Annotated in this window: 21 protein-coding genes and 1 other annotated feature; of the genes, 19 read left to right on the top strand and 2 right to left on the bottom strand. The window is 40.7% G+C overall.

The genetic code is table 11. The features are described from left to right. Window positions 1-51 precede the first annotated feature (51 nt). From tig to yihA, 5 genes are all read left to right on the top strand, one after another. A complete protein-coding gene (tig, locus tag ACIQCE_RS12570; protein WP_400495276.1) occupies window positions 52-1,326 on the top strand; it encodes a trigger factor in 1,275 nt (424 codons plus the stop codon). Between the two features lie 248 nt (window positions 1,327-1,574). Then, the gene (clpX, locus tag ACIQCE_RS12565) at window positions 1,575-2,840 is read left to right on the top strand and encodes an ATP-dependent protease ATP-binding subunit ClpX (RefSeq protein ID WP_353855045.1); all 1,266 of its coding nucleotides are present in this window, start codon (window positions 1,575-1,577) and stop codon (window positions 2,838-2,840) included. A 137-nt stretch (window positions 2,841-2,977) separates the two neighbouring features. After that, entirely contained in the window at window positions 2,978-4,639 is a 1,662-nt protein-coding gene (gene lonB, locus ACIQCE_RS12560) for an ATP-dependent protease LonB (protein ID WP_400495274.1), read from the top strand. Window positions 4,640-4,808: 169 nt separating this feature from the next. After that, window positions 4,809-7,133 carry an endopeptidase La gene (lon, locus tag ACIQCE_RS12555; protein WP_400495273.1) on the top strand — a complete coding sequence of 775 codons (2,325 nt, stop codon included), beginning with the start codon at window positions 4,809-4,811 and terminating at the stop codon, window positions 7,131-7,133. Further along, a complete protein-coding gene (yihA, locus tag ACIQCE_RS12550; protein WP_400495272.1) occupies window positions 7,130-7,717 on the top strand; it encodes a ribosome biogenesis GTP-binding protein YihA/YsxC in 588 nt (195 codons plus the stop codon). Before lon ends, yihA begins: the two co-directional genes overlap by 4 nt. 405 nt (window positions 7,718-8,122) lie before the next feature. On the opposite strand, the gene ACIQCE_RS12545 is transcribed toward yihA, so the two are convergent. Continuing rightward, window positions 8,123-8,617 carry a hypothetical protein gene (locus ACIQCE_RS12545; RefSeq protein WP_400495271.1) on the bottom strand — a complete coding sequence of 165 codons (495 nt, stop codon included), beginning with the start codon at window positions 8,615-8,617 and terminating at the stop codon, window positions 8,123-8,125. Between the two features lie 233 nt (window positions 8,618-8,850). Between ACIQCE_RS12545 and hemA the strand changes: the two genes are divergently transcribed. The 8 genes from hemA (at window position 8,851) to ysxE (ending at window position 17,547) form a co-directional block, all read left to right on the top strand. After that, on the top strand, window positions 8,851-10,218 hold the full coding sequence (gene hemA / locus ACIQCE_RS12540) for a glutamyl-tRNA reductase (RefSeq protein ID WP_400495343.1): 1,368 nt from the start codon (window positions 8,851-8,853) through the stop codon (window positions 10,216-10,218). Between the two features lie 7 nt (window positions 10,219-10,225). Beyond that, a complete protein-coding gene (locus ACIQCE_RS12535) occupies window positions 10,226-11,056 on the top strand; it encodes a cytochrome c biogenesis protein (RefSeq protein ID WP_400495270.1) in 831 nt (276 codons plus the stop codon). 37 nt (window positions 11,057-11,093) lie between these two features. After that, window positions 11,094-12,029, top strand: a complete 936-nt coding sequence (hemC, locus tag ACIQCE_RS12530; protein WP_400495269.1) for a hydroxymethylbilane synthase — start codon at window positions 11,094-11,096, stop codon at window positions 12,027-12,029. Continuing rightward, entirely contained in the window at window positions 12,026-12,817 is a 792-nt protein-coding gene (locus ACIQCE_RS12525; protein ID WP_400495268.1) for a uroporphyrinogen-III synthase, read from the top strand. The genes hemC and ACIQCE_RS12525 overlap by 4 nt, the downstream gene beginning before the upstream one ends. Further along, on the top strand, window positions 12,817-13,785 hold the full coding sequence (hemB, locus tag ACIQCE_RS12520; protein WP_400495267.1) for a porphobilinogen synthase: 969 nt from the start codon (window positions 12,817-12,819) through the stop codon (window positions 13,783-13,785). The genes ACIQCE_RS12525 and hemB overlap by 1 nt, the downstream gene beginning before the upstream one ends. Before the next feature lie 27 nt (window positions 13,786-13,812). Then, complete coding sequence (hemL, locus tag ACIQCE_RS12515) at window positions 13,813-15,105, top strand: glutamate-1-semialdehyde 2,1-aminomutase (RefSeq protein ID WP_400495266.1); 1,293 nt, start codon at window positions 13,813-13,815, stop codon at window positions 15,103-15,105. Between the two features lie 131 nt (window positions 15,106-15,236). After that, window positions 15,237-16,478: a LysM peptidoglycan-binding domain-containing protein gene (locus ACIQCE_RS12510; RefSeq protein WP_400495265.1), complete on the top strand. Its 1,242-nt coding sequence runs from the start codon at window positions 15,237-15,239 to the stop codon at window positions 16,476-16,478. Between the two features lie 37 nt (window positions 16,479-16,515). Then, window positions 16,516-17,547 carry a spore coat protein YsxE gene (gene ysxE, locus ACIQCE_RS12505; protein ID WP_400495264.1) on the top strand — a complete coding sequence of 344 codons (1,032 nt, stop codon included), beginning with the start codon at window positions 16,516-16,518 and terminating at the stop codon, window positions 17,545-17,547. Between the two features lie 91 nt (window positions 17,548-17,638). Here ysxE and ACIQCE_RS12500 read toward each other — a convergent pair whose 3' ends face one another. Beyond that, on the bottom strand, window positions 17,639-17,827 hold the full coding sequence (locus ACIQCE_RS12500) for a hypothetical protein (RefSeq protein WP_400495263.1): 189 nt from the start codon (window positions 17,825-17,827) through the stop codon (window positions 17,639-17,641). A gap of 171 nt (window positions 17,828-17,998) precedes the next feature. Beyond that, window positions 17,999-18,229: a binding site (T-box leader), on the top strand. A gap of 58 nt (window positions 18,230-18,287) precedes the next feature. On the opposite strand from ACIQCE_RS12500, the gene ACIQCE_RS12495 reads away from it, so the two are divergent. From ACIQCE_RS12495 to radC, 6 genes are all read left to right on the top strand, one after another. Further along, window positions 18,288-20,930 carry a valine--tRNA ligase gene (locus tag ACIQCE_RS12495; RefSeq protein WP_400495262.1) on the top strand — a complete coding sequence of 881 codons (2,643 nt, stop codon included), beginning with the start codon at window positions 18,288-18,290 and terminating at the stop codon, window positions 20,928-20,930. 66 nt (window positions 20,931-20,996) lie between these two features. Beyond that, window positions 20,997-22,301 carry a bifunctional folylpolyglutamate synthase/dihydrofolate synthase gene (locus tag ACIQCE_RS12490; RefSeq protein WP_400495342.1) on the top strand — a complete coding sequence of 435 codons (1,305 nt, stop codon included), beginning with the start codon at window positions 20,997-20,999 and terminating at the stop codon, window positions 22,299-22,301. A 145-nt stretch (window positions 22,302-22,446) separates the two neighbouring features. Next, window positions 22,447-23,178, top strand: a complete 732-nt coding sequence (locus tag ACIQCE_RS12485; RefSeq protein ID WP_400495261.1) for a prepilin peptidase — start codon at window positions 22,447-22,449, stop codon at window positions 23,176-23,178. Window positions 23,179-23,341: 163 nt separating this feature from the next. After that, on the top strand, window positions 23,342-24,346 hold the full coding sequence (locus ACIQCE_RS12480; RefSeq protein WP_400495260.1) for an SPOR domain-containing protein: 1,005 nt from the start codon (window positions 23,342-23,344) through the stop codon (window positions 24,344-24,346). Window positions 24,347-24,524: 178 nt separating this feature from the next. Then, on the top strand, window positions 24,525-25,094 hold the full coding sequence (locus tag ACIQCE_RS12475; RefSeq protein ID WP_400495259.1) for a Maf family protein: 570 nt from the start codon (window positions 24,525-24,527) through the stop codon (window positions 25,092-25,094). Between the two features lie 48 nt (window positions 25,095-25,142). Further along, a complete protein-coding gene (gene radC, locus ACIQCE_RS12470) occupies window positions 25,143-25,817 on the top strand; it encodes a RadC family protein (RefSeq protein WP_400495341.1) in 675 nt (224 codons plus the stop codon). Window positions 25,818-25,836 lie beyond the last annotated feature (19 nt).

Raw genomic sequence — 25,836 nt, 5'->3', positions numbered from 1 at the left:
TTTAGAATGTAACAACGCACAATCTGAATAGATTTTTGGAGGGAAACACACATGTCAGTAAAATGGGAAAAACAAGAAGGTAACGAAGGTGTCTTAACTGTAGAAGTTGACGCTGAAACATTTAACAAAGCACTTGATGATGCATTTAAGAAAGTCGTGAAGCAAGTATCTATCCCTGGATTCCGTAAAGGGAAAGTGCCACGCGGTCTTTTCGAGCAGCGCTTTGGTGTAGAATCTCTTTATCAAGATGCACTAGATATTCTTCTTCCAGTTGAATATCCAAAAGCAATCGATGAAGCTGGTATTGAGCCAGTTGACCGCCCTGAAATCGATGTTGAGAAAATCGAAAAAGGTGAAAACCTAATCTTCACAGCGAAAGTTACTGTGAAGCCTGAAGTAAAACTTGGTGACTACAAAGGTCTGAACGTTGAAAAAGACGACACAACTGTCACTGATGAAGATGTACAAGAAGAATTAAAAGCAATGCAACATCGACAAGCTGAGCTTGTTGTAAAAGAAGAAGGCGCAATTGAAAACGGTGATACAGTTGTTCTTGATTTCGAAGGATTCGTCGATGGAGAAGCTTTCGAAGGCGGAAAAGCTGAAAACTACTCTCTTGAAATAGGATCTGGTTCATTCATTCCTGGTTTCGAAGAACAGTTAGTAGGTCTTGAAGCTGGAGCTGAAAAAGACGTAGAAGTGACGTTTCCAGAAGAATATCATGCTGAAGAACTTGCAGGTAAGCCAGCTGTCTTCAAAGTGAAAATTCATGAAATTAAAGCAAAAGAACTTCCAGCACTTGATGATGAATTTGCAAAAGATGTTGATGAAGAAGTGGAAACACTTGCTGAGTTAACTGAAAAAACAAAGAAACGTCTTGAAGATGCAAAAGAAAACGAAGCAGAAGCAAAACTTCGTGAAGAGTTAGTAGCGAAAGCTTCTGAAAATGCGGAAGTTGACATTCCACAATCAATGATTGATACAGAGCTAGATCGCATGATGAAAGAATTTGAACAACGTCTACAAATGCAGGGAATGAACCTTGAGCTTTACTTCCAATTCTCTGGACAAGACGAAGATGCGCTTAAAGAGCAAATGAAAGAAGATGCTGCAAAACGCGTGAAGTCAAACCTAACGCTTGAAGCGATTGCTGCTACTGAAAACATTCAAGTTTCTGATGAAGAAGTAGAAGAAGAACTTTCGAAAATGGCTGAAGCATACAACATGCCAGTTGAAAATATTAAACAAGCGATTGGGTCTACTGACGCAATGAAAGAAGATTTAAAAATTCGTAAAGCAATTGATTTTCTTGTAGAAAACCGTTAGTATGGTGCATAATAATAAAACAGGGCGCGAGTGACTCGTGCCTTGTTTTGTACAATTTTAGACTTATCATCGCTTCTTTTGGAAACGATAAAGTAAGTCGATCTTTCTGTCATACATATCTCAATGTCCATTGTTCGAACACATCATTACCGTCTTTTAGGAAAGTATGGTAAAATGCATACATACTGGACCCAGAAAGGTAGCTGAATGTTGCTACATGCAAGTGAAGAAGAATAAGGGGTGAAAGAATGTTTAAATTCAACGAGGAAAAAGGTCAATTAAAATGCTCGTTTTGCGGAAAAACGCAAGATCAAGTGCGTAAACTGGTCGCAGGACCTGGTGTATATATATGTGATGAATGTATCGAGCTTTGCACGGAAATAGTTGAAGAAGAGCTCGGTACTGAGGAAGAAGTTGAATTCAAGGATGTTCCGAAGCCTCATGAAATTCGGGAAATTCTTGATGAATATGTCATCGGACAAGACAATGCAAAAAAATCTTTAGCTGTAGCAGTTTATAACCACTATAAACGGATTAATTCCAATAGCAAGATTGATGATGTTGAGCTTTCTAAAAGTAACATTTCCATGATTGGACCAACAGGAAGCGGTAAAACATTACTTGCTCAAACGCTTGCTCGTATTTTAAACGTTCCATTTGCGATTGCTGATGCAACGTCACTGACTGAGGCAGGTTACGTTGGTGAAGATGTTGAGAATATCTTGCTCAAACTGATTCAAGCAGCGGATTACGATGTAGAAAAAGCTGAAAAAGGTATTATCTACATCGATGAGATTGATAAAGTAGCTAGAAAATCAGAAAACCCTTCTATCACTCGTGATGTGTCTGGAGAAGGTGTGCAGCAAGCCCTTTTGAAGATTCTTGAAGGAACAGTAGCTAGTGTTCCGCCTCAAGGTGGACGTAAGCACCCTCATCAGGAGTTCATTCAAATTGATACGACAAATATCCTTTTCATTTGTGGTGGAGCTTTTGACGGCATCGAACAAATCATTAAGCGTCGTCTAGGTCAAAAAGTCATTGGATTCGGTGCGGACAATAAAGTAGAAGATCTTGAAAAAGAAGTACTTCTATCAAAAGTATTGCCGGAAGACTTGCTTCGCTTCGGTTTAATTCCGGAATTCATCGGTCGTCTGCCGGTCATTGCAAGCTTAGAGCCGTTAGATGAGCAGGCTCTCATTGAAATCCTGACAAAACCTAAAAATGCTCTAGTCAAGCAATATACAAAGATGCTGGAGCTTGACGGTGTTGAGCTTGAGTTTGAAGAAGATGCCCTAAGTGAGATTGCAAAAAAAGCAATTGAACGTAAGACAGGAGCTCGTGGACTACGTTCGATCATTGAAGGCATCATGCTTGATGTAATGTTTGACTTGCCATCTCGTGATGATATTGAAAAATGTGTCATTACTGGTGCAACGGTGACGGATGGTGAGCCTCCACGTCTTGTCTTAAAGGACGGTACGGTCGTAAATAAAGATACAAAAACATCTGCATAAGAGAAGTCAAAACTCCTGAATCCTTTTGATTCAGGAGTTTTTGATTTATTGAGCAAGAAGTGTTTATTCCGTCCAGCTCTAGGAAATACTAGCAGACAGAAGCCAATACATAAGATAGATGAAGGAGGGAGCACCGATTGAGCTGGACAGGAATCGTATTATTTATACAGCTGTTTTTTGGTATCGTCATCGGGCTGTACTTTTGGAACTTACTACGTAATCAGCGAACACAAAAGGTGACGATAGACAAAGAATCAAAGAAAGAAATGGAAGCACTCAGAAAGATGCGTTCCATTAAGTTGAGTGAGCCTTTGTCAGAGAGAGTCCGGCCAAAGGGGTTTCAAGATATTGTCGGTCAAGAAGATGGAATTCGTGCGTTAAAAGCGGCTTTATGCGGTCCCAACCCGCAGCATGTCATCATTTATGGACCTCCAGGTGTTGGGAAAACAGCTGCTGCCCGTCTTGTAATGGAAGAGGCGAAGCGACACGCCGATTCGCCGTTTAAAAAGGACGCAGTGTTTGTAGAGTTGGATGCGACAACGGCTCGCTTTGATGAACGAGGTATTGCAGACCCACTGATCGGCTCAGTTCATGACCCCATTTACCAAGGCGCAGGGGCAATGGGTCAAGCGGGAATTCCGCAACCAAAGCAAGGGGCGGTGACACATGCTCATGGTGGTGTCCTGTTTATTGATGAAATTGGTGAACTGCATCCGATCCAGATGAACAAAATGCTCAAAGTGCTCGAGGATCGTAAGGTGTTTCTAGACAGTGCCTATTATAGTGAAGAAAATACACAAATTCCTAATCATATTCATGACATTTTTCAAAATGGACTGCCTGCTGATTTTAGATTGATTGGGGCCACCACGAGAACGCCAGATGAGATACCGCCAGCCATTAGATCAAGATGTTTGGAAATCTTCTTTAAGGATCTCGATCAGCATGAGCTGAAAATTGTAGCAGCGAAGGCTCTCCAAAAAATCGAAAAGGAATTATGCGATGAAGGACTTAACCTCTTAACTTCCTATGTGAAAAATGGACGTGAAGCGGTCAATATGGTGCAAATTGCTGCTGGAATGGCTGTCACTGAAAACCGTAAAGAAATTACAATGGCTGATGTAGAATGGGTGATTCATTCAAGTCAGCTAACTCCAAGATATGAACAAAAAGTACCGGAAAAACCAAAGGTCGGCGTTGTCAATGGTCTAGCTGTATATGGACCAAACAGCGGGGCACTGCTTGAGATTGAAGTGAATATTTGTAAGGCACTTGAAAAAGGTAGTATCAATATCACAGGTATCGCGGAAGAAGAAAGTATTGGAAATCAGTCGAAATCAATAAGACGAAAAAGTATGGCCAAAGGGTCTGTAGAAAATGTATTAACAGTGCTTAGGACTTTAGGCATTCGTACACATGAGTATGATATCCACATTAATTTTCCAGGCGGTGCCCCCATTGATGGACCGTCTGCTGGAATTGCAATGGCGACAGCTATATTCTCTGCCATCCACCAAATCCCTGTTGATCATCTAACAGCTATGACTGGTGAAATTGGTTTGCAAGGTCAGGTGAAGCCGATCGGTGGTGTGATACCAAAGATTAAAGCAGCAAAACAAGCTGGAGCAAAAACAGTGATTATCCCTTATGACAACCAGCAATCAATCTTAAAAGAGATTGAAGGCGTCACCATTGTACCTGTGAAGCATTTCCAAGAGGTGCTAGATCAATGTTTGGTGAACCCACCAGACGAGAAGAAAGATGGATTGGAAGAAGAAATGAGAAGAAAATCTGTTTAATCCCCATCACATATGGGGATTTTTTAGTGAAATCAACTTTTTTCTTTTTCAAGAGAAAAAGAAAGGGTATACTACGGTAAGGTTACCATTTCTCAGGTCTTTTACATTGTACAAGACTGAAACAGGTATATTATAATGATTCATACTAGTGACGGAGGTGTCAATCAACATGGCAGATGAAATCAAAAAGAATGTTCCGCTCCTTCCTTTGCGAGGTTTACTTGTCTATCCGACAATGGTCTTGCATTTAGACGTTGGACGGGAGAAGTCTGTTCAAGCATTAGAGCAGGCAATGATGAACGATCATATGATTTTTCTAGCAACTCAGCGGGAAATTTCAATAGATGAACCAGGTGAAGAAGAAATTTTCAAAATCGGCACCTATACAAAAATAAAACAAATGCTCAAGTTGCCAAACGGAACGATTCGAGTGCTTGTTGAAGGTTTAAATCGAGCACAGATCGAATCATACGTTGAGTTAGAGGATTATACATCGGTTGATATTAAAGAATTGGCAGAAGAAGAAATAAAGGACGCAGAAGCAGAAGCCCTCATGCGTACATTGTTAGATCACTTCGATCAGTACATAAAAATTTCAAAAAAAATCTCAGCTGAAACGTATGCAACGGTGACTGATATTGAAGAACCAGGAAGAATGGCAGACATCGTTGCTTCTCACTTGCCTTTGAAACTAAAGGACAAACAAGAGGTACTTGAAACAGTAGATGTTAAAAAACGGTTAAATCGAGTAATTAACCTCATTCACAATGAAAAAGAAGTGCTTGAGATTGAAAAGAAAATTGGACAGAGGGTCAAACGTTCAATGGAAAGAACGCAAAAAGAGTATTATTTGCGTGAACAAATGAAAGCCATTCAAAAAGAACTGGGAGACAAAGAAGGGAAAACAGGCGAAGTCAGTACGTTAATGTCAAAAATCGAACAATCCAGCATGCCGGATTCTGTACGTGAGACGGCAATAAAAGAATTAAATCGTTATGAAAAAATCCCTTCAAGCTCTGCAGAGAGCTCTGTAATCCGAAATTATATTGATTGGCTCATCAACCTTCCGTGGGGGATATATACTAAAGACCGTCTTGACTTAAAGCTTGCGAGCAAGATTTTAGATGATGAGCATCATGGGTTAGAAAAAGTCAAAGAACGTGTGCTTGAATATCTCGCTGTTCAGAAATTAACGAATTCATTAAAAGGACCCATTCTTTGCTTGGCAGGACCTCCAGGTGTTGGGAAAACGTCACTTGCTAAATCGATTGCAAAATCACTTGATCGAAAGTTTATCCGTATTTCTCTCGGTGGTGTGCGTGATGAATCAGAGATTCGGGGTCATAGAAGAACGTATGTAGGTGCGATGCCAGGACGCATTATACGTGGAATGAGTAAAGCTGGAACGATGAATCCGGTGTTTCTCTTAGATGAAATTGATAAGATGTCATCTGACTTTAGAGGAGATCCTTCTTCTGCCATGCTTGAAGTGTTAGACCCAGAGCAAAACCATAACTTTAGTGATCATTACATTGAAGAAACATTTGATCTGTCTCAAGTGTTATTTATCGCTACTGCCAACAATCTAGCAACTATTCCGGGTCCACTTCGTGATAGAATGGAGATTATCACGATTGCAGGGTATACAGAGGTTGAAAAAGCAGAGATTGTGAAAGATCATCTTCTGCCAAAGCAACTAAAGGAGCATGGATTAAAGAAAGCGAATTTGCAGCTTCGTGAAGCGGCGATTTATGATATCATTCGTTATTACACAAGAGAAGCAGGTGTACGCGGACTAGAACGTCAGCTTGCAGCCATTTGCCGAAAAGCGGCAAGAATTATTGTGACAGAGGACCGCAAACGAATCACTATTACAGAAAAGAACGTATCTCAATATCTCGGCAAAAGACTCTATCGCTATGGACAGGCTGAAACGTCAGATCAAGTGGGGGTTGTCACAGGACTTGCGTATACCACAGTGGGTGGAGATACCTTATCCATTGAAGTATCGCTCTCACCAGGTAAAGGTAAGCTTCTGTTAACCGGTAAGCTTGGTGATGTCATGAGAGAGTCAGCACAGGCAGCATTCAGTTATATCCGTTCAAGGGCAGATGAACTGAATATTGATCCTGATTTTAACGAAAAACATGATATTCATATCCATGTTCCAGAAGGTGCGGTTCCAAAGGACGGTCCATCAGCTGGTATTACCATTGCGACGGCTCTTGTATCAGCACTCACGGGGCGACCTGTTTCAAAAGAGGTCGGAATGACAGGAGAAATTACGCTAAGAGGAAGAGTCCTTCCGATTGGCGGATTAAAAGAAAAAGCACTAGGTGCACATCGAGCAGGGCTTAAAACCATTATTCTTCCAAAGGATAACGAGAAGGATATTGAGGATATCCCTGAAAGTGTGCGAGAAGGTTTAACATTTATTCCGGTCTCGCATCTAGATGAGGTACTTGAGAAAGCGTTAGTGGGAGAGGGAAGATGAAAGTAACAAAATCAGATATCGTCATTAGTGCGGTAAAACCAGAGCAATACCCAAGTGGTGGACTGCCTGAAATCGCTCTTGCAGGACGGTCAAATGTTGGGAAGTCCTCGTTTATTAATTCATTAATCAATCGTAAAAACTTAGCACGTACATCTTCTAAACCGGGAAAGACACAAACGCTCAATTTTTACATTATTAATGATATGCTCCACTTTGTGGATGTTCCAGGCTATGGCTTTGCCAAAGTGTCAAAAACAGAGCGTGAAGCTTGGGGAAGAATGATTGAAACATACCTCACAATGCGTGAAGAACTAAAAGCTGTGGTGCAAATTGTGGATTTACGTCATAAGCCATCAGTAGATGATGTAAACATGTATGAATTCCTTAAGTATTATGATTTACCCGTGATTGTCATTGCGACAAAGGCGGATAAAATTCCAAAAGGCAAATGGGAGAAACATGCGAAAGTCGTCAAACAGACGCTGGACATTGTCCCATCGGATGAATTCATCCTTTTCTCTTCGGAAACAAAAAAGGGAAAAGATGAAGCGTGGAATGCGATCCTTGCGAAGATTAACAGCTAAGACAAAATCAAACCAGCCCATAAAAAAGTTGGAAGGAGACATTCGTTTTCTTTCCAACTTTTTTGTCATATGTACAAAAAAGTTGTTACGATAACGGCTGACTCGAGTGTAAACGTTTAGCACGGATCGTCAATTAGAACGAAAATGTAAATAGTGAAATTTATTTAAAAGAAAATGAGGTGTCTACAAGTTGTGCCAAACAACTAGACACCTCATGATATGTGTGAGAAATAAAAATAACAAAACTGTCTTTTCTGTAAAAAAAGTGGCCTTACAGGCACCTACAGAGAAGACGGTTATTATCATATAATATCGAGTCATCTTAAGCCATACTTTTGTCTTAAAGGTAGAGATATAGCCAATGTTGATAAAAAACAAACCATTTGACGCTTTTATTTGTATAAGTTATTTCCTTTTTAAAAATAATAAGAGCAAACTCACAGCAATGAGTACATATGGCCAGTACAATTCAAAGTCGGAAGTTGGAATGGACAATGCGCCGAGCTGTTTTACAATTTGCTGAAAGAAATAAAGGAACAAGCCTAGTGCAATGAGAACAATACTCTCGATACGATATTCCTTTTTTTGAGCTGATTTCATGAACAGGGCAACCCCTACTACGAACACAATCATTGTAAAGGTATCTGGCCAGTGGTCCAATTTTGATTGAAGAATAAAGTGTAACGAAAGTCCAGTCATCAGCATACCGATAAACACATGTGAGGTTTCCTGTTCCGTCTTCCCTTGATATAAAAATGCAAGTCCAAAGAACAGCACAAGTGTGTACCATTTCTCTTGGTCCTTCCAGATGTCAAATTGACCTCCTGAGAGAATGGCATAAAGAGCTACAGCCAGTAAAGTAAGCGGCAGTAAAATGGATTTCTTCTTCAAAGATGTCACCTTCTTTTAAGCAGATCATTTGTCCGCACACGTCAAATTTGGTAAATTGCATGAAGTGATATTATGACATGTGCGTTGTAGAATATTTTTCTACTATATCACAACATTTTTGAAATCTGTTCACAATTTTTATCCAGTAAAAAAAGAATCTATGTTATAATCATTATAAATAATGAATTCTATATTATAATGATTATAAATTAGACAGGGCGTTGGGGGTGCAAGCTGAAGTTATGCATATACTTGTTGTGGGTTTAGATTATAAAACAGCCCCTGTTGAGATACGGGAACAGCTGAATTTTGAGCCGAGTGAACTTGGTGCAGCGATGTCCAAGCTTAAAGAAGAAAAAAGCATTCTGGAAAATATCGTTATCTCAACATGTAATCGGACAGAGATTTATGCGGTTGTGGATCAGCTTCATACTGGTCGATTTTATATAAAAAGATTTTTAGCTGATTGGTTCGGCTTAGAAAAAGAAGATGTCTCTCCATATTTGAAGTTTTATGAAAACGATGGCGCGGTCGAGCATTTATTCCGAGTGGCATGTGGACTTGATTCAATGGTCATTGGTGAAACACAAATACTTGGTCAAGTGCGTTCCAGCTTTAAAATAGCTCAAGAGGAGAAAACCATTGGAACCGTTTTCAACTATTTATTTAAGCAGGCTGTTACGGTAGCTAAACGTTCTCATGCGGAAACAGATATTGCTTCTAATGCAGTTTCTGTCAGCTATGCGGCTGTCGAACTTGCCAAAAAAATCTTTGGACATCTTTCTGATAAGCATGTCCTTGTTATTGGTGCGGGAAAAATGGGCGAGCTGGCAGCACAAAACCTTCAAGGACAAGGGATTGGTCAAGTTACTGTCATTAATCGAACGTATGAGAAGGCAAAGGAGCTGGCTAGTCGTTTTTCAGGAGAACCTAAGAGCTTAAATCAATTGGAAAAGACATTATCAGAAGCAGATATATTAATTAGCTCCACTGGTGCGAAACAATTTGTCATTACGAAAGAAATGGTAGAGAGTGCGAATAAAAAGCGGAAAGGCAGACCGCTATTTATGGTGGATATTGCAGTGCCCCGTGATTTAGATCCAGCCATTTCTGAAGTGGAAGGTGCTTTTTTGTATGACATTGATGACCTTGAAGGCATCGTGGCAGCCAATTTAAAGGAACGCCGTGCAGTTGCTGAGCAGGTTGAATTGCTGATCGAAGCGGAAATCGTAGAATTTAAGCAATGGCTAAATACGCTTGGGGTTGTTCCTATCATTTCTGCATTAAGAGAAAAGGCACTGACCATTCAAGCAGATACGATGCAAAGCATTGAACGTAAGCTTCCGAATCTCACACATCGTGAAATGAAACTGTTAAATAAACATACGAAAAGTATTATCAATCAAATGCTGAAAGATCCGATTTTAAAGGCTAAGGAAATTGCTGGGGAGCCGAATGCAGAGGAAAAACTTTTATTCTTCAAAGAAATCTTTGACTTACAGGTTGAAGATGAAGAGCAAAAGGTAGAGCCTGTGCAGGTGGAACAAGGATCATTTCAGCTATTCAAATCAAATATGGCGCAAGGCTTTGCTACGATTGCCAGTGAGTGATTAGGCGATGATGGAAACCATTGTGGCGAGACTAGGCGAAGCGACGATTTTGATCTATGCACTAAGTGTTTTGTTCTATTTCATAGATTTTCTTCAATACAACCGGAAGGCTGGAAAAATAGCTTTCTGGTTGCTTTCTATTGTCTGGCTGCTGCAAACAGCCTACATGTTCTATATTATGATGGCAACAGACCGATTCCCTGTGTTGAATGTAGCAGAGGGGTTATATTTTTATACATGGGTGCTCGTGACACTTTCACTCGTGCTCACAAAAGTATTGCGTGTTGAATTTATTGTCTTTTTTACAAATGTGATTGGTTTTTCCATGATGGCCATTCACACATTCACACCATCTCATTTTCATTCTACCGAAATTGCGGGAAAGCTAACGTCAGAACTGCTTGTCATTCATATTACGATGGCTATATTATCATACGGGGCCTTTTCACTTTCATTTGCTTTTTCATTGCTGTATCTCTTTCAATATCGCTTGCTGAAAAAGAAAAAATGGGGGAAATGGCTTCTTAGAATTGAAGACTTATCAAAGCTTGATCACATGGCGTATGTACTAAATATTATTGGAGTGCCAATGCTCTTGCTTAGTTTAATTCTTGGCATTATTTGGGCATATATCTCGTATGATACGTTGTACTGGACAGATGCGAAGGTGCTTGGTTCGTTTATTATGTTATTTTTATACGGCTTTTACTTATACATCAGATTGGTAAGAAATATGCAGGGCAAAATCGTGGCACGATGGAATGTTGCTTCATTTCTTGTGCTGATGATCAATTATTTTTTGCTTGGGAGCTTATCAACCTTTCATTGGTTTCAATAATGATGAGTTTTAAGGGCATTGTCGGGAGGAAGACGTAATGCGTACAATTAAAGTAGGTTCTAGACGAAGCAAGCTTGCAATGACACAGACAAAATGGGTCATTCAAAAGCTGTCTGAATTAAACCCTTCTTATTCTTTTGAAATAAAAGAAATTGTCACAAAGGGTGATCAAATTCTAGATGTGACCTTATCAAAGGTTGGCGGAAAAGGGCTGTTTGTGAAAGAGATTGAACAGGCAATGTTAAATCATGACATTGATATGGCTGTTCATAGTATGAAGGATATGCCGGCTACCTTACCTAAGGGTCTAGTCATTGGTTGTATTCCTGAGCGTGAAGATGTGCGGGACGCACTCATTTCAAAGCATCATCAGCGTCTTCATGAATTGCCGAAGGGAGCAGTGATTGGAACGAGCAGTTTGAGGCGGAGTGCTCAGCTTCTTCAGGAAAGACCTGATCTTAAGATGAAATGGATTCGTGGAAACATTGATACAAGACTTGAAAAGTTAAAAAATGAAGAATACGATGCGATTATTCTGGCTGCTGCTGGCCTTTCTCGGATGGGGTGGAGCAAAGAGGTTGTTACAGAATTTTTATCACCTGAGACTTGCCTGCCGGCTGTTGGACAAGGTGCGCTGTCAATTGAATGCCGCAGTAATGATGAAGAGTTATTGCAGCTCCTTGCTCAATTGACAAATGAATATACAAAGAAGACTGTACTAGCTGAGAGGGCTTTCCTTAAGCAAATGGACGGTAGCTGCCAAGTACCGATTGCCGGTTATGCCACCATGAATGAACGTGATGAAATTGAACTAACTGGACTTGTTGCTTCTGCTGACGGTCATACTATTATTCGGGGAACAGTGACTGGTACGGACCCTGAAGCGGTTGGTGTAGCATGTGCAAAACAAATGGCTGATAAGGGAGCAAAGGATTTAATCGACAAAGTGAAAAAGGACTTGTCCTCCACATGAACACAGCCAAATCGCTTAACGGACAGACGGTGCTTGTCACACGAAATGAACGTCAAGCAGGTGTGTTTAAGCAAAAGATTGAATCGCTTAACGGTCATGCGGTCTTAACATCTTTGATTCGGTTTGAGCCTACACTCACAAAAGAAAAAGTAGAGGCGTTTTGGAAAGACTTAGAAACTAGTGATTGGCTTGTTTTCACGAGTGTGAATGGTGCATCTTTTTTCTTGAAATATCTACAAGACCATCATTTACATATGGACTTGTCTCACTTAAAAATCGCTGCTGTTGGTGAGAAGACGTCTGCTTATCTTAAGCAGCATGGCTTTAAGGTGGATGTTGTACCTGAACGATTTATAGCCGAAGAGCTAGCAGATGCCTTGGTTGAACATGTATTACCGGGAGAGCAGGTATTTGTTGCAAAAGGGCATTTGTCACGAGATGTGGTGAAACATACCCTTATTCCACTTGGGATTGAGGTCAAGGAATGGATTTTATATAAAACAGTCAAGGATGAGGAAGGAATTGCCGCTTTGAAAGCGGCCATGATGGAGCAATCATTTGATTTTATTACATTCACAAGCTCCTCCACTGTCCATTCGTTTATGCATGCAATGAAAGCAGATGCAGCACGCTTGGCTGAATCCGATACAAGTTTTGTCACGATAGGTCCTCTCACAAAAGAGGCACTGCTTCAATACGGGATTCGATCTGAAACCCCAGAAACTTATACAATAGACGGGATGCTTGATTTGATGTGTCGTTTATCTGAAAGGAAGTTGAAACATTGATGAAATTTAACAGACACCGTAGATTGCGTACAAGCGCAGGAATGAGAGAATTAGTAAGAGAAACCTTTTTAAAACCATCGGATTTCATTTATCCGATTTTCTTTGTCGAAGGAGAGAATGTACGAAAAGAAGTTCCTTCGATGCCAGGTGTGTATCACATTTCTGTTGATCTTGTGAAGGAAGAAGTGCAAGAGCTTGTGGATCTTGGTATCAAGTCCATCATTGTGTTTGGTGTACCAGATCATAAAGATCATGTTGGAAGTGAGGCTTATCACGATCATGGCATCGTTCAAAGGGCAACGATTGAGATCAAAAAACATTTCCCTGAGCTCGTCGTTATCGCAGATACTTGCTTATGCCAATATACAGATCATGGACATTGCGGAATCGTCGAAGGTGGCGAGATTTTAAATGATGAATCTCTTCAACTTTTAGCAAAAACGGCTGTTAGTCAAGCACGTGCAGGTGCTGATATCATTGCGCCTTCTAATATGATGGATGGTTTTGTTGTCGCAATCCGAGAGGCTCTTGATGAGGCTGGCTTTATTCATGTGCCCGTGATGTCATATGCGGTGAAATATGCAAGTGCTTTTTATGGTCCATTTCGTGATGCAGCGCACAGTACACCGCAGTTTGGGGACCGCAAAACGTATCAAATGGATCCTGCAAACCGTTTAGAAGCGTTAAGAGAAGCACAATCGGATGTAGAAGAGGGCGCTGATTTTCTCATTGTCAAACCATCTCTATCTTATTTAGATATTATGCGTGATGTGAAAAATGAATTTACACTCCCTGTTGTGGCTTACAATGTAAGTGGAGAGTATGCAATGGTCAAAGCAGCTGCTCAAAATGGTTGGATTTCTGAAAGAGAGCTTGTGCTTGAAATGCTGACAAGTATGAAACGTGCTGGGGCAGATTTAATTATTACGTATCATGCAAAAGAAGCGGTAAAATGGCTCTCAGAATAAAGAACGGATAGACAGGAGGACGTTGAAATGGTACGCAGCTATGAAAAATCAAAACAAGCATTTAAGGAAGCGCAACAATTAATGCCTGGGGGTGTCAACAGCCCTGTTCGTGCATTTAAATCAGTGAATACAGATCCGATTTTTATGGAACGAGGCAAAGGCGCAAACATTTACGATATTGATGGAAATAAATACATTGATTATGTATTATCGTGGGGACCGCTCATTTTGGGACACAGTCATGATCGTGTTGTCAAAAGTATCCAGCGCGTAGCTGAAAATGGTACAAGCTTTGGTGCTTCTACTTTAGTTGAAAATGAATTAGCTAAGCTTGTATCAGAACGTGTTCCTTCAATTGAGGTCATTCGCATGGTCAGCTCTGGAACAGAAGCAACCATGAGTGCGCTTCGTCTAGCACGTGGCTTTACAGGTAGAAATAAAATTGTGAAATTTGAAGGCTGCTATCATGGACACGGTGATTCTTTACTCATTAAGGCTGGTTCAGGTGTCGCCACACTTGGTCTTCCCGATAGCCCTGGTGTACCTGAAGGAATTGCTAGCAATACCATTACGGTTCCTTATAATGATTTAGAAAGCATTCAAGTGGCATTTGAAGAATTTGGTGACGATATTGCAGGTGTCATCGTAGAGCCAGTTGCTGGTAATATGGGAGTTGTTCCACCTCAAGAAGGCTTTCTGCAAGGACTAAGAGACATCACAGAACAATACGGTGCTTTACTCATTTTTGACGAGGTCATGACAGGATTCCGCGTTGATTACAACTGTGCACAAGGCTACTTTGGTATCTCGCCTGATTTGACTTGTCTTGGAAAAGTAATCGGAGGTGGTCTTCCGGTAGGAGCTTACGGTGGAAGAGCGGATATTATGAGACAAATTGCGCCAAGCGGGCCGATTTATCAAGCGGGTACCTTATCTGGTAATCCACTTGCAATGACAGCAGGTTTAGAAACGTTAAAACAGCTAACCCCAGAGTCTTATGAAGAGTTTAGACGTAAAGGTGATATGCTGGAAGAGGGAATTTCAAAAGCAGCCAAAGCCTCTGGAATTCCATTGACATTTAACCGCGCTGGCTCGATGATTGGATTCTTCTTTACGGATGAACAAGTCATTAATTATGAAACGGCGAAAACGGCTGATCTTGCTTTGTTCGCTGAATTTTATAAGGAAATGGCTGATCATGGTATTTTCCTCCCGCCTTCTCAATTCGAAGGTCTGTTCTTATCTACCGCTCATACAGATGAGGACATTCAATATACCATTGAGACAGTGGAAAAGGTTTTTCAAAAATTACGTAAATAAACGAAAGTCGGTGTGGACACATGCCGGCTTTTTGCTTTGCAAAAACCATTCATATTTTCATCTGTGCTCACATACACCTGTATTGACATCTAATTTTATTTTGAAGGATTAGATGAAAGGAGGACACCGACTTGTCTCAAAACAATCGTTTACAGTTTTCGGTAGAAGAATCCATCTATTTTAAAAGCGGACAGGAAGTCAGTGAGCTACTGTCAATTTCACTTGATCCTGACATTCTCGTTCAAGAAGTGAATGATTATGTTTCAATTAGAGGTTCACTCGAGCTAACAGGAGAATACAACATAAATCAACAGGAGCTATTGGGTGAATCCAGTTCCTATGCATCATACAGGCAGGTAGATGAGGTGAAGGTGAGAGAGGACGGAACAGCAGAGCTTCTGCATCAATTTCCAGTGGATATTACCATCCCAAAGAACAAAATCAGTCATTTAAATGATGTATTTGTGTTCATTGATGCATTTGATTATCAGTTAACAGAAAGCCGCATATTGACCATTCAGGCTGATTTAGCGATTGAAGGTCTGTTAGATGAAGAAATGCCGCAAGAGCGGGCAGAGGAGCCGTATGAATTTGTTCATCGGTCTGAAAAGGATTATGGCGATGTTTCATATGAATATCAAGTAACGGGACAAGAAGAACAAGAAGGATTACAAGCTAATGCACGTGAAGAGCGTGAGGACATTGAAGAACAAACACTGTTACAAAGTGATGCACGTGAGGAACAAGGAGAAGTGAATATAGAGCCGGCGGACATGGAAGAAACGAAAGAATCGGAGGAACAAGAAGAAGCGGTGGTACTTGGCTATCGTGCCTATCCAGAAGCCCAGAGTCAGGAGCCGCCATTTTTTGAGCCCCCAAAATTATTAGAAGAAGAGGAGCGAGATGATTCGTTCTTTAAGGTTGAAGTAAGGAAGGAACTTGAGTCAGCGATGGAGGAAGAACAAGAGGAAGATGTCACAGACGATCCTGCATTTGAACCACCTGCCTATCATGTTGATTCGATACAGGAGGATCGTGAGGAGCCATTTCAAATAGACCGGTTATACGAACGGGAAGTACCTCAAGAATATGAAGTATCCCAAGAAGCGGAGGAACCTGAAAGTGACGTGAGAAAGTCATCTGGCAGTGAGAACTCACTTTATTTAACGAAGCTGTTTGCTAAGCAGGAGGAGGAAGATTTTTCTCGCATGAAAATATGTATAGTGCAGCAAGAAGATACGGTCGATCGCATTTGTGAACGATATCAATTGAATGTTCAGCAGCTTCTTAGAACGAATTCATTATCGGCAGATGCGGAGCTGGAAGAAGGGCAAATTCTTTATATTCCTGAATATCAAAAAAGCAATGCATAGCATGAGGAGACTGACCTAGAAAATGTGGTGAGTGAACGTGGATGAAATCCAATCAGTCTTATATGAATATGGGCTTGAGGCTGAATATATTGAACCTGTCAGCCCGTCGGTCGTAAGGGTTTATACAAAGCAGGGAGTATTTGCACTAAAACAATTGAAGGCGCAGCGAAATATGCAGTTTACAGAGCAAATGCTTGAACTAGAATCAAAAGGCTATCGTTCATTTGTGCCTATTTATCGCACAAAAAACGGCTCTTTTTTCTCAAGTCATCGGGAAAGCCAGCACGCTTATTATCTCATGCCATGGCTGACGAATGAAAAGAGAGAAGAGCAAGATGATAAACATGAGTATTTATTCCAAGAGATTGCTAGGCTTCATAAACGAACCGAAGTGATGATAGATATTACAAAGCATGAGATAGAAGCTCACTACACACAAATCAAGATGAAATGGGAAACAGAGAAAGATATGTATGAACGATTCATAGAGCGGGCAGAACAAACATGGTACATGTCGCCATTTGAGCTGGCCGCTGCTATGTATTTTTCAGAAGCTATGTCTGCGAGTGAATTTGCGCTTGAACGTTTAGAGGATTGGCATGAGGAAATGAAAGATCAGGAGACAACTCGGGTTGTTTTAAATCATGGACAATTGTCAATTCATCATTTTCTATACAATGATGTAGGGACAGGACATTTTACCAATTTTGAGCGGTCTAAAAAGGCCGCCCCCATCTATGATCTTTTGACGTTTTACTTTCGGACATTCAAATCATATCCTGCTCCTTTTCCAGAATGTACTTCCTTGTTTTATACGTATCAAAAGGGGAATCCGCTCAGGGAAGAAGAGCTTCATTTGTTTTTGAGTTATCTCGCTTACCCGCAAGGACTGTTTGATGCGGTGAAAGCATATGAATCTGGCGGACAAAACGAGATGAAAAGCTGTCAGCAACTTTTAAGAGCGTATTGGCAAATGAAAAATTCAGAGCCGACTGTTATGAAAATTCACGAAATCGAGCAGGCTAGACGTCTAGAAGAAGAACAAAATGCCTCGTCATCATCAGAATGACGAGGTTTTGTTTTGGATTTATTCAGGATGGTCAAACAAATCTCTCGGTACGAAACAGTTTTGAGGTGTAAGTTCTCTAAGAAACGGCAATTTAAAACCAATCGAGGTGAAATGCACATGCAAGGAAAATGAGAATACCTAAGATGAGGACGTCAAACGTCGTTGGAAAAATGATTGTGCGCAATCCTTGAAAAATGGCAATCGGGAGTACGACTTGGGAGGCAACTGCCCGAATTTGTCTGAGCCAGGGGGGGAGCGTGTAAGGATTGATTTTCTTCAAGATAAAACGCCCTCCTTCTTGATTTTGCTATTATCATATGGGCATTGAGGCAAAGGGTGCCTGCCCAATTTGTATAAAGAAAAAGAAAAGCGGAAAAGATGATTGACGAAAACAAAAAGCATTTAGTAATATAAGTACAAGATGAGTACGTGCTGATGAACGTGATATATATCATAAGCGTTGAACAGGAAGAGTACGAGCAAGACCCTAAAGAGAGGGAAGCCGGCTGCTGAAAGGTTTCCTAGGAGCTACTTGTTTTGGAAGGTCGCCTGTGAGCTTAATTTCTTGAAATACCAAGTAGAGAAATTCGGGTGAAACCCGTTATCCTTTAGAGTGTACGGTACATGTGTATGTGTTCCGTAAAAAAAGGTGGTACCGCGAAAAAGCTTTTTCGTCCTTTTATAAGGATGGAAAGGCTTTTTTATGTTTCATCAGCCGAAAAAATGTGGAGGTTACACAAATGGGAACAAATAATCAAGAAATGCCAACAAAGTACGATCCGAATGCGATTGAAAAGGATCGATATACGTACTGGCTTGAGGGGAAATTCTTTGAAGCGCAACATGACAAAACGAAAGAGCCGTATACAGTCGTCATTCCTCCGCCAAACGTGACAGGAAAGCTACATCTTGGTCATGCTTGGGATTCAACGTTGCAAGACATTGTCACACGAATGAAACGCATGCAAGGCTATGATGTTCTTTGGCTTCCGGGGATGGACCACGCCGGAATTGCCACACAAGCGAAGGTAGAGGCGAAACTTCGCGAAGAGGGCGTGAGCCGCTATGATATAGGCCGCGAAAAATTCGTGGAGGAAACGTGGAAGTGGAAGGAAGAATATGCTGATTTTATTCGGAGTCAGTGGGCGAAGATGGGCCTTGGACTTGATTATACACGTGAGCGTTTTACTTTGGATGAAGGTCTAAGTAAAGCGGTTCGTCAAGTGTTTGTCCAGCTTTATGAAAAAGGGTTAATCTATCGCGGAGAGTATATTATTAACTGGGATCCAGCTACTAAGACTGCCCTTTCTGATATTGAAGTTGTTTATAAGGATGTCCAAGGTGCGTTTTATCATTTGAGATATCCTCTAGCTGATGGAACAGGTTCAATAGAGATTGCGACAACAAGACCTGAGACGATGCTTGGTGATACGGCAGTAGCTGTTCATCCTGAAGACGAACGCTATCAGCACCTGATTGGAAAAACCGTTATTTTACCTATTACGGGTCGTGAAATCCCAATCGTTGGGGATGACTATGTAGACATGGAATTTGGTTCAGGGGCTGTCAAGATTACGCCTGCTCATGACCCGAATGACTTTGAGCTTGGGAATCGTCATCAATTAGAACGAATCCTTGTGATGAATGAAGATGGGACAATGAATGCAAATGCTTTGCAATATAAAGGCATGGACCGTTTTGAATGCCGCAAGAAGCTTGTAAAAGATTTACAAGAACAAGGTGTTTTATTCAAAATTGAGGAACATGTGCATTCTGTTGGTCATAGTGAGCGAAGCGGTGCAGTCGTTGAACCGTATTTATCAACACAATGGTTTGTCAAAATGCAGCCGCTCGCTGATGAAGCTATCAAATTGCAAAAAAGTGAAGAGCAAGTTCAATTTGTACCGGATCGATTTGAGAAAACGTACTTACACTGGATGGAAAATATTCGTGACTGGTGTATTTCACGTCAGCTATGGTGGGGGCATCGCATTCCAGCTTGGTATCATAAAGAAACAAAAGAAGTGTATGTTGGATTGGAAGAACCAGAAGACATTGAGAACTGGGAACAAGACAAGGATGTACTTGATACATGGTTTAGTTCAGCGCTTTGGCCTTTCTCTACAATGGGCTGGCCAGATGTAGACAGTGAAGATTTTAAACGTTACTATCCAACGAATCTGCTTGTCACAGGCTATGATATTATTTTCTTCTGGGTTTCTCGCATGATCTTCCAAGGTCTTGAGTTTACTGGAGAAAAGCCGTTTAAAGATGTTCTCATTCATGGGCTCATTCGAGACGAACAAGGACGTAAGATGAGTAAGTCGCTTGGCAATGGGATTGATCCGATGGAAGTTATCGATCAATACGGTGCAGATTCGTTAAGATATTTCTTAGCAACCGGAAGCTCACCAGGACAAGACCTTCGCTTTAGCTTTGAAAAGGTCGAATCGACTTGGAACTTTGCGAACAAAATCTGGAACGCATCCCGTTTTGCTCTAATGAATATGGATGGTTTCACCTATGAGGAACTTGATTTGACAGGTGAAAAATCAGTGGCAGATCAATGGATTTTGACACGCTTAAATGAAACAATTGAAAGTGTAACACAGCTCGCTGACAAATATGAATTCGGTGAAGTGGGCAGACACTTGTATAACTTCATTTGGGATGATTTCTGTGATTGGTATATTGAAATGGCGAAACTTCCGCTTTACGGAGAAGATGAAGCGGCGAAGAAAACAACTCGTTCGATCCTTGCATATGTATTAGATCAAACAATGAGACTTCTTCATCCGTTCATGCCGTTCTTGACAGAGGAAATATGGCAGCATCTTCCGCATGAAGGAGAGTCGATTACAGTAGCTGAATGGCCTAAAGTAAAACCAGAGCTTTCAGATGAACAAGCATCTGCTGATATGAAGCTACTTGTTGAACTCATTCGATCTGTGCGTAACATTCGCAGTGAAGTCAATACGCCAATGAGCAAACAAATCGAGCTTTACATCAAAGCGTCAACTGCTGACGTGCAGGAACGTTTAGAAAAAAACCGATCATATATTGAACGATTCACAAATCCAAGTGTTCTCGAAATTGGTACAGATGTACCTGCTAGTGATAAAGCAATGACAGCAGTTATTTCTGGAGCAGAGCTTATTTTACCACTAGAAGGCTTGATCAACTTAGACGAAGAGATTGCTCGCCTGCAAAAAGAGCTTGATAAGCTGACAAAAGAAGTAGAAAGAGTACAGAAAAAGCTTGGAAATGAAGGCTTTATGAAAAAAGCGCCTGAAAGTGTCGTTGAAGAAGAGCGTGCGAAAGAACGTGATTATGTGGCAAAACGTGAAGCTGTTCAAAAGCGAATTGAAGAGCTGAAAGCATAATGTTGAAAAGACGGCTCCTTGATGAATGGAGCCGTCTTTTTTCAAAAATTTCGTATGAAATGGGAGATGGCATTGTTTACAACTTATCATGAAGCGATTGATTGGATACATAGCAGACTGACCTTTGGCGTAAAGCCTGGGCTGGAAAGAATGAAGTGGTTTTTAAGCAAGCTAGGGCATCCTGAACGAAAATTAAAGGCAGTGCATGTCGCAGGTACAAATGGAAAAGGATCGACCATTGCTTTTACTCGTTCGGTATTAAATGCAGCCGGTTATTCGGTAGGTACCTTCACTTCTCCATTTATTTTAACGTTCAATGAACGAATCAGTGTCAACGGAGAGCCAATTAGTGATGAGGAATGGTTGAGTCTTGTGAATCAGCTAAAGCCTTTAGTAGATGAATTAGATGAAACGGAGTATGGACAAGCAACAGAATTTGAAATCATTACAGCTTGTGCCTTCGCATATTTTGCCAATGTACATCCAGTAGACTTTGTTCTATTTGAAGCAGGGCTTGGTGGAAGACTTGATTCAACGAATGTTGTTGATCCCATCTTAACGGCTATTACCTCGATCGGATATGATCATATGGCGATTTTAGGTGATACGCTTGAACAAATTGCCGCTGAAAAAGCAGGCATCATCAAAGAAGGCATCCCTATGATCACTGCTGCTCATCAACAAGAGGCATTAGCAGTTATTCAAGATGTCGCAAAAGAAAAGAAAGCAAAGTGCATATCATTACACGATACGTGCAGCTTTGAGGACGAACAAGCAATCGAAACAGGTGAGCAATTTACATTACACACCCCAAGAAGGCAGTATCCTTTGCTTGAAACAGGATTAATAGGGACACATCAAAGACAAAATGCGTCACTTGCTGTTCTCTTAATCGAATGGCTGGAACAACAAGGGGCTATTGAGATAAAAAAAGAGCATATATATGAAGGCATTAGACATGCTGTATGGGCCGGCAGGTTTGAAAAGGTGAGTGATCACCCTCCCGTCTATCTAGATGGAGCGCATAATGAAGAAGGGATGATTCGCTTAATTGAAACAGTGCATGCTCATTTTTCTCATAAACAGGTTCATGTTTGTTTTAGTGCGTTAAAAGATAAACCGTACAAACAAATGATTCAAAAGCTTGAGACAATCAGTACATCCATTCATTTTGTCTCTTTTGATTTCCCAAGAGCTGAATCAGCAGAAGTACTTTATGAATGCAGTCATTTAGAGGCAAAAACGTATGCGTCGGATCCTGGTACAGTGCTGGAGTTTATTCGGAAGAAAAGTAATGACCCTGCAGCCATTGTACTTGTTACTGGCTCACTTTATTTTATTTCAGACATTCGAAATCGTATAATGGGGTAATCAAAGACGCATTTTGCTTGTTGGCAATCTGCGTCTTTTTCATTTTGACCTGCTGCTGAGACTTAAAACCATAAAATCAATTGGTGCTCAAGATGCTTGTCCGTGTTACAATCCGATCTATTCTATTTCTGAAAGGAGTAAAGTCATGGTCGACATTCTTGTTTTTATTACAGGTATCAGCATGGGGTCGTTTTTTCATCTAGTCGGTGAAAGGCTGCCTCTTAAGCAGTCTATCATGTTCCCTCGTTCTCACTGCACAGCCTGTAAACAAATGCTCTCTGTTGATGAAATGCTTCCTCTTATTTCGTACTTTCTGTTGAAAGGAGCTTGTAAACGGTGCGGTGCCCGTTTGTCTAAGCTTTATCCGCTGATTGAACTGCTGTCAGGCATGCTCTTTCTGCTCATTTATAAGTACGTTGGCTTTTCGTTTGAGGGGGTTTTTGTTGTGATACTTTGTAGTTTATTCGTGATTGCTGTCGTGAGCGATTTTCTCTATATGAGGATACCAAACGATTTGTTTCTCTTCTTTTTTCCTCTTTTCGTCATTTACCGCACAATATACCCTCTTCCTATTTGGTGGGAAGGAGCGGCTTCTGCATTCTTCTGTTTTCTTACTTTTTATTGTTTAGACCGGTTACATCCAAATAGCATCGGCGGAGCCGATATGAAATTGTTTTGTGTGCTTTCTTTTTGCTTTGGTTTGAAGGCATTTTTAATCATTCTCTTCCTATCGTCTACATTGGGGATTGTATATGCTAAACTATTTTCCTTTCGTTTACGCGAGCCATTCCCCTTTGTTCCCGCTATCGCCGTTTCTTTCTGGCTGTATTTGTTTGGGTATGATGTACTTGAGCAAAATGGTGGATGGTTCGAATGAAAAAATTGACGAACACTTTTTTTTACCGCCGACAAAAGTCTTGTTCTTTTTTTTACCTGCTGTGTTAAAGTGTGAAACAGAAAGAAGGACGGGTTAAATTTGCGCTGATTCATTGGACAGAAAGGTCTTTCTTACAAACAATGTCAGAAAGCGGGGAATTACAATGAAAAAAAGGCAAGCAAAAAAACAAGGGTTAAAGGTCAACATCAATGGCAAAGAAGAAACCATTCATGAAGCCGATCAAAAGTTGGAAGAAGCGCAAGAGGATCGTGTAAAGTTTTCGAACTGGGAGGAAAAGAGGCAGACAGAACAGGAGACAGCAGTTTCTCAAGAAGATCAGTCTAAACCAAAAGAAGAAGATTTCCATTGGGATGATGCAGCTGATCATATTTACCATTCTGATCCTAAGGTTGTCACGCCCTATCAAAAGAAAAAAGGTTCATTTGATCAGAAGTTCAGCAAAAATCGCGGGCCACTGAAAAGAGTGATGACGACGATTGTATTTGCTGTCGTTCTTGGGACAGGCCTTGGTGTGTTTGCACTTAGTTTGAGTAAAGACGGTTCAGCAAATCCACCGGCAGGAGACCATGTAAGTGCTTCAACGTCTGGAAACGAATCGTCGATGAAGGCAGGAGGAGACGTGACGGAAACATCAGGTGCTGAAGAAGAGAAAAAAGACGAAAAAAGCGCATCTGGCCATTTTTCAACCTTTGTTGTACAGGCTGGAAAGTTTTCCTCAGAAAAAGGGGCAGATGAATTGGTCGACAGCTTAAAGGATGCAGGGTATGCAGGTAAAAAAGTATCGATGGATGATGGATATTATGTGATTGCTGGACTTGCAAAAGAACAAAGCATGACAAGTGCGGTCGGTAAAAAGCTCATTGATCAACATTTTGAAGCGTGGGGAGGAAAAGAGCTCTCATTTCAAGTGCCAGATGAGCTGACTGATGTAATAGAAAAAGCGTCAGTCTTATCTTCTAAAATCATTGCCGGTGATGATGTGGAAAAAAATGAAGTCACGCAGTTGATCACCGAGCTGGAAAATGCTAAAACAACTGATGCACCTGCAAAGAGCAGTTTGTTAAAAGCGGTTCAACTATTAAATGAACCAACCGCTGAAAATGGATGGAAATCTCAGCAAGTGCTGCTCGATCAATTAAATACGTAAAATCATGTTTTATGAGATAAAACTAGTCAAAAAAACGACTAGTTTTTTTCTTTTGCTTCAAACATAATGAGATAGGAACAGTAAAAGTGTATTTTTGTGAATTGTCGGTAAGATGTACATTTGGTAGGATGAATGGGTATCTTACCACTTAGACAAAACCCTGAAAGGACGAACATACATGAACCAATTGATTCTTGCATCTCAATCGCCTAGAAGAAAAGAATTGCTTGACTTAGCAGGGTTTTCTTATGACATTCAAACAAGTCATTTAAAAGAAGAAATCAATCGAAACTTTTCGCCTGCTGAGAACGTCCAATGGTTGGCAGAACAAAAAGCAAATGATATTCAAACTTTATATCCCCAAGCTGTAGTCATTGGTGCAGATACAATTGTTGCAATTGACGAAAAATGTCTCGGGAAACCAAAAGACAAAAAGGAAGCAGCGGCAATGCTTCATTTACTGTCTGGAAAGACACATCAAGTCTTGACTGGTGTCAGCATTCAGTCAGAGAATAGAAAAGAAACATTTTACGAACAGACGGAAGTGACATTTTGGACGCTTACTCAAGATGAAATAGACCGCTATATTGAAACTGGTGAACCGTTAGATAAAGCTGGAAGCTATGGCATTCAAGGAAAAGGTGCACTGTTTGTTCAAAAAATAGATGGTGATTATTTTTCCGTTGTAGGACTCCCCATTGCGAAAACAGCGAGAGTGCTAGAAACATTTGGAATTACCCCTTTTTGATGACGGGAAGGAACTCTCAAAGGAGTGTTGATAATCAATCATTTCCCTATGTTGTTAAAGCATTTTCCTCATGATGAAAAGCCGCGAGAAAGATTTATTAAATATGGTCCAAATAGTTTGTCGAACCATGAACTTGTTGCTATCCTTTTAAGGACTGGTACAAAAAAGGAGTCTGTCCTCCAAGTTTCTGCAAGGCTTCTGCAAACATTTGGAGGTCTTCGTTCAGTGAAAGAAGCTTCTATTGAAGAATTGTCAAAGATCCGGGGAGTTGGAAAAGCAAAGGCTATCTCTATTTTAGCTGCTTTAGAGCTTGGCACTAGATTGCACCACCAAACGGCTGACAACCGTTACGTCATTCGTACGCCAGAGGATGGTGCTAATTTTGTGATGGAAGATATGAGATTTTTGACGCAGGAAAACTTCGTTTGTCTTTATCTCAATACAAAGAATCAGGTTATTCATAAGCATACAGTGTTTATTGGTAGCCTGAACTCATCGATTGTTCACCCGCGTGAAATTTTTAAAGAAGCCTTTAAACGTTCAGCCGCATCATTTATATGTGTGCACAACCATCCGTCTGGAGATCCGACGCCTAGCAGGGAGGATATTGAAGTTACAAAGCGACTTTTTGAATGTGGACAGCTGATTGGAATACAGTTGCTTGATCATCTTGTCATTGGTGATCAAAAATTTGTAAGTTTGAAGGAAAAAGGGTATTTGTAACACTTTTTTTTTCAATATT

This window comes from Bacillus sp. NPDC093026 (assembly GCF_044754665.1).
Classification (GTDB): domain Bacteria; phylum Bacillota; class Bacilli; order Bacillales; family Bacillaceae; genus Bacillus; species Bacillus maqinnsis.
The sequence above is the reverse complement of the archived record's forward strand: the minus strand, read 5'-3'. Positions and strand labels throughout refer to the sequence as shown.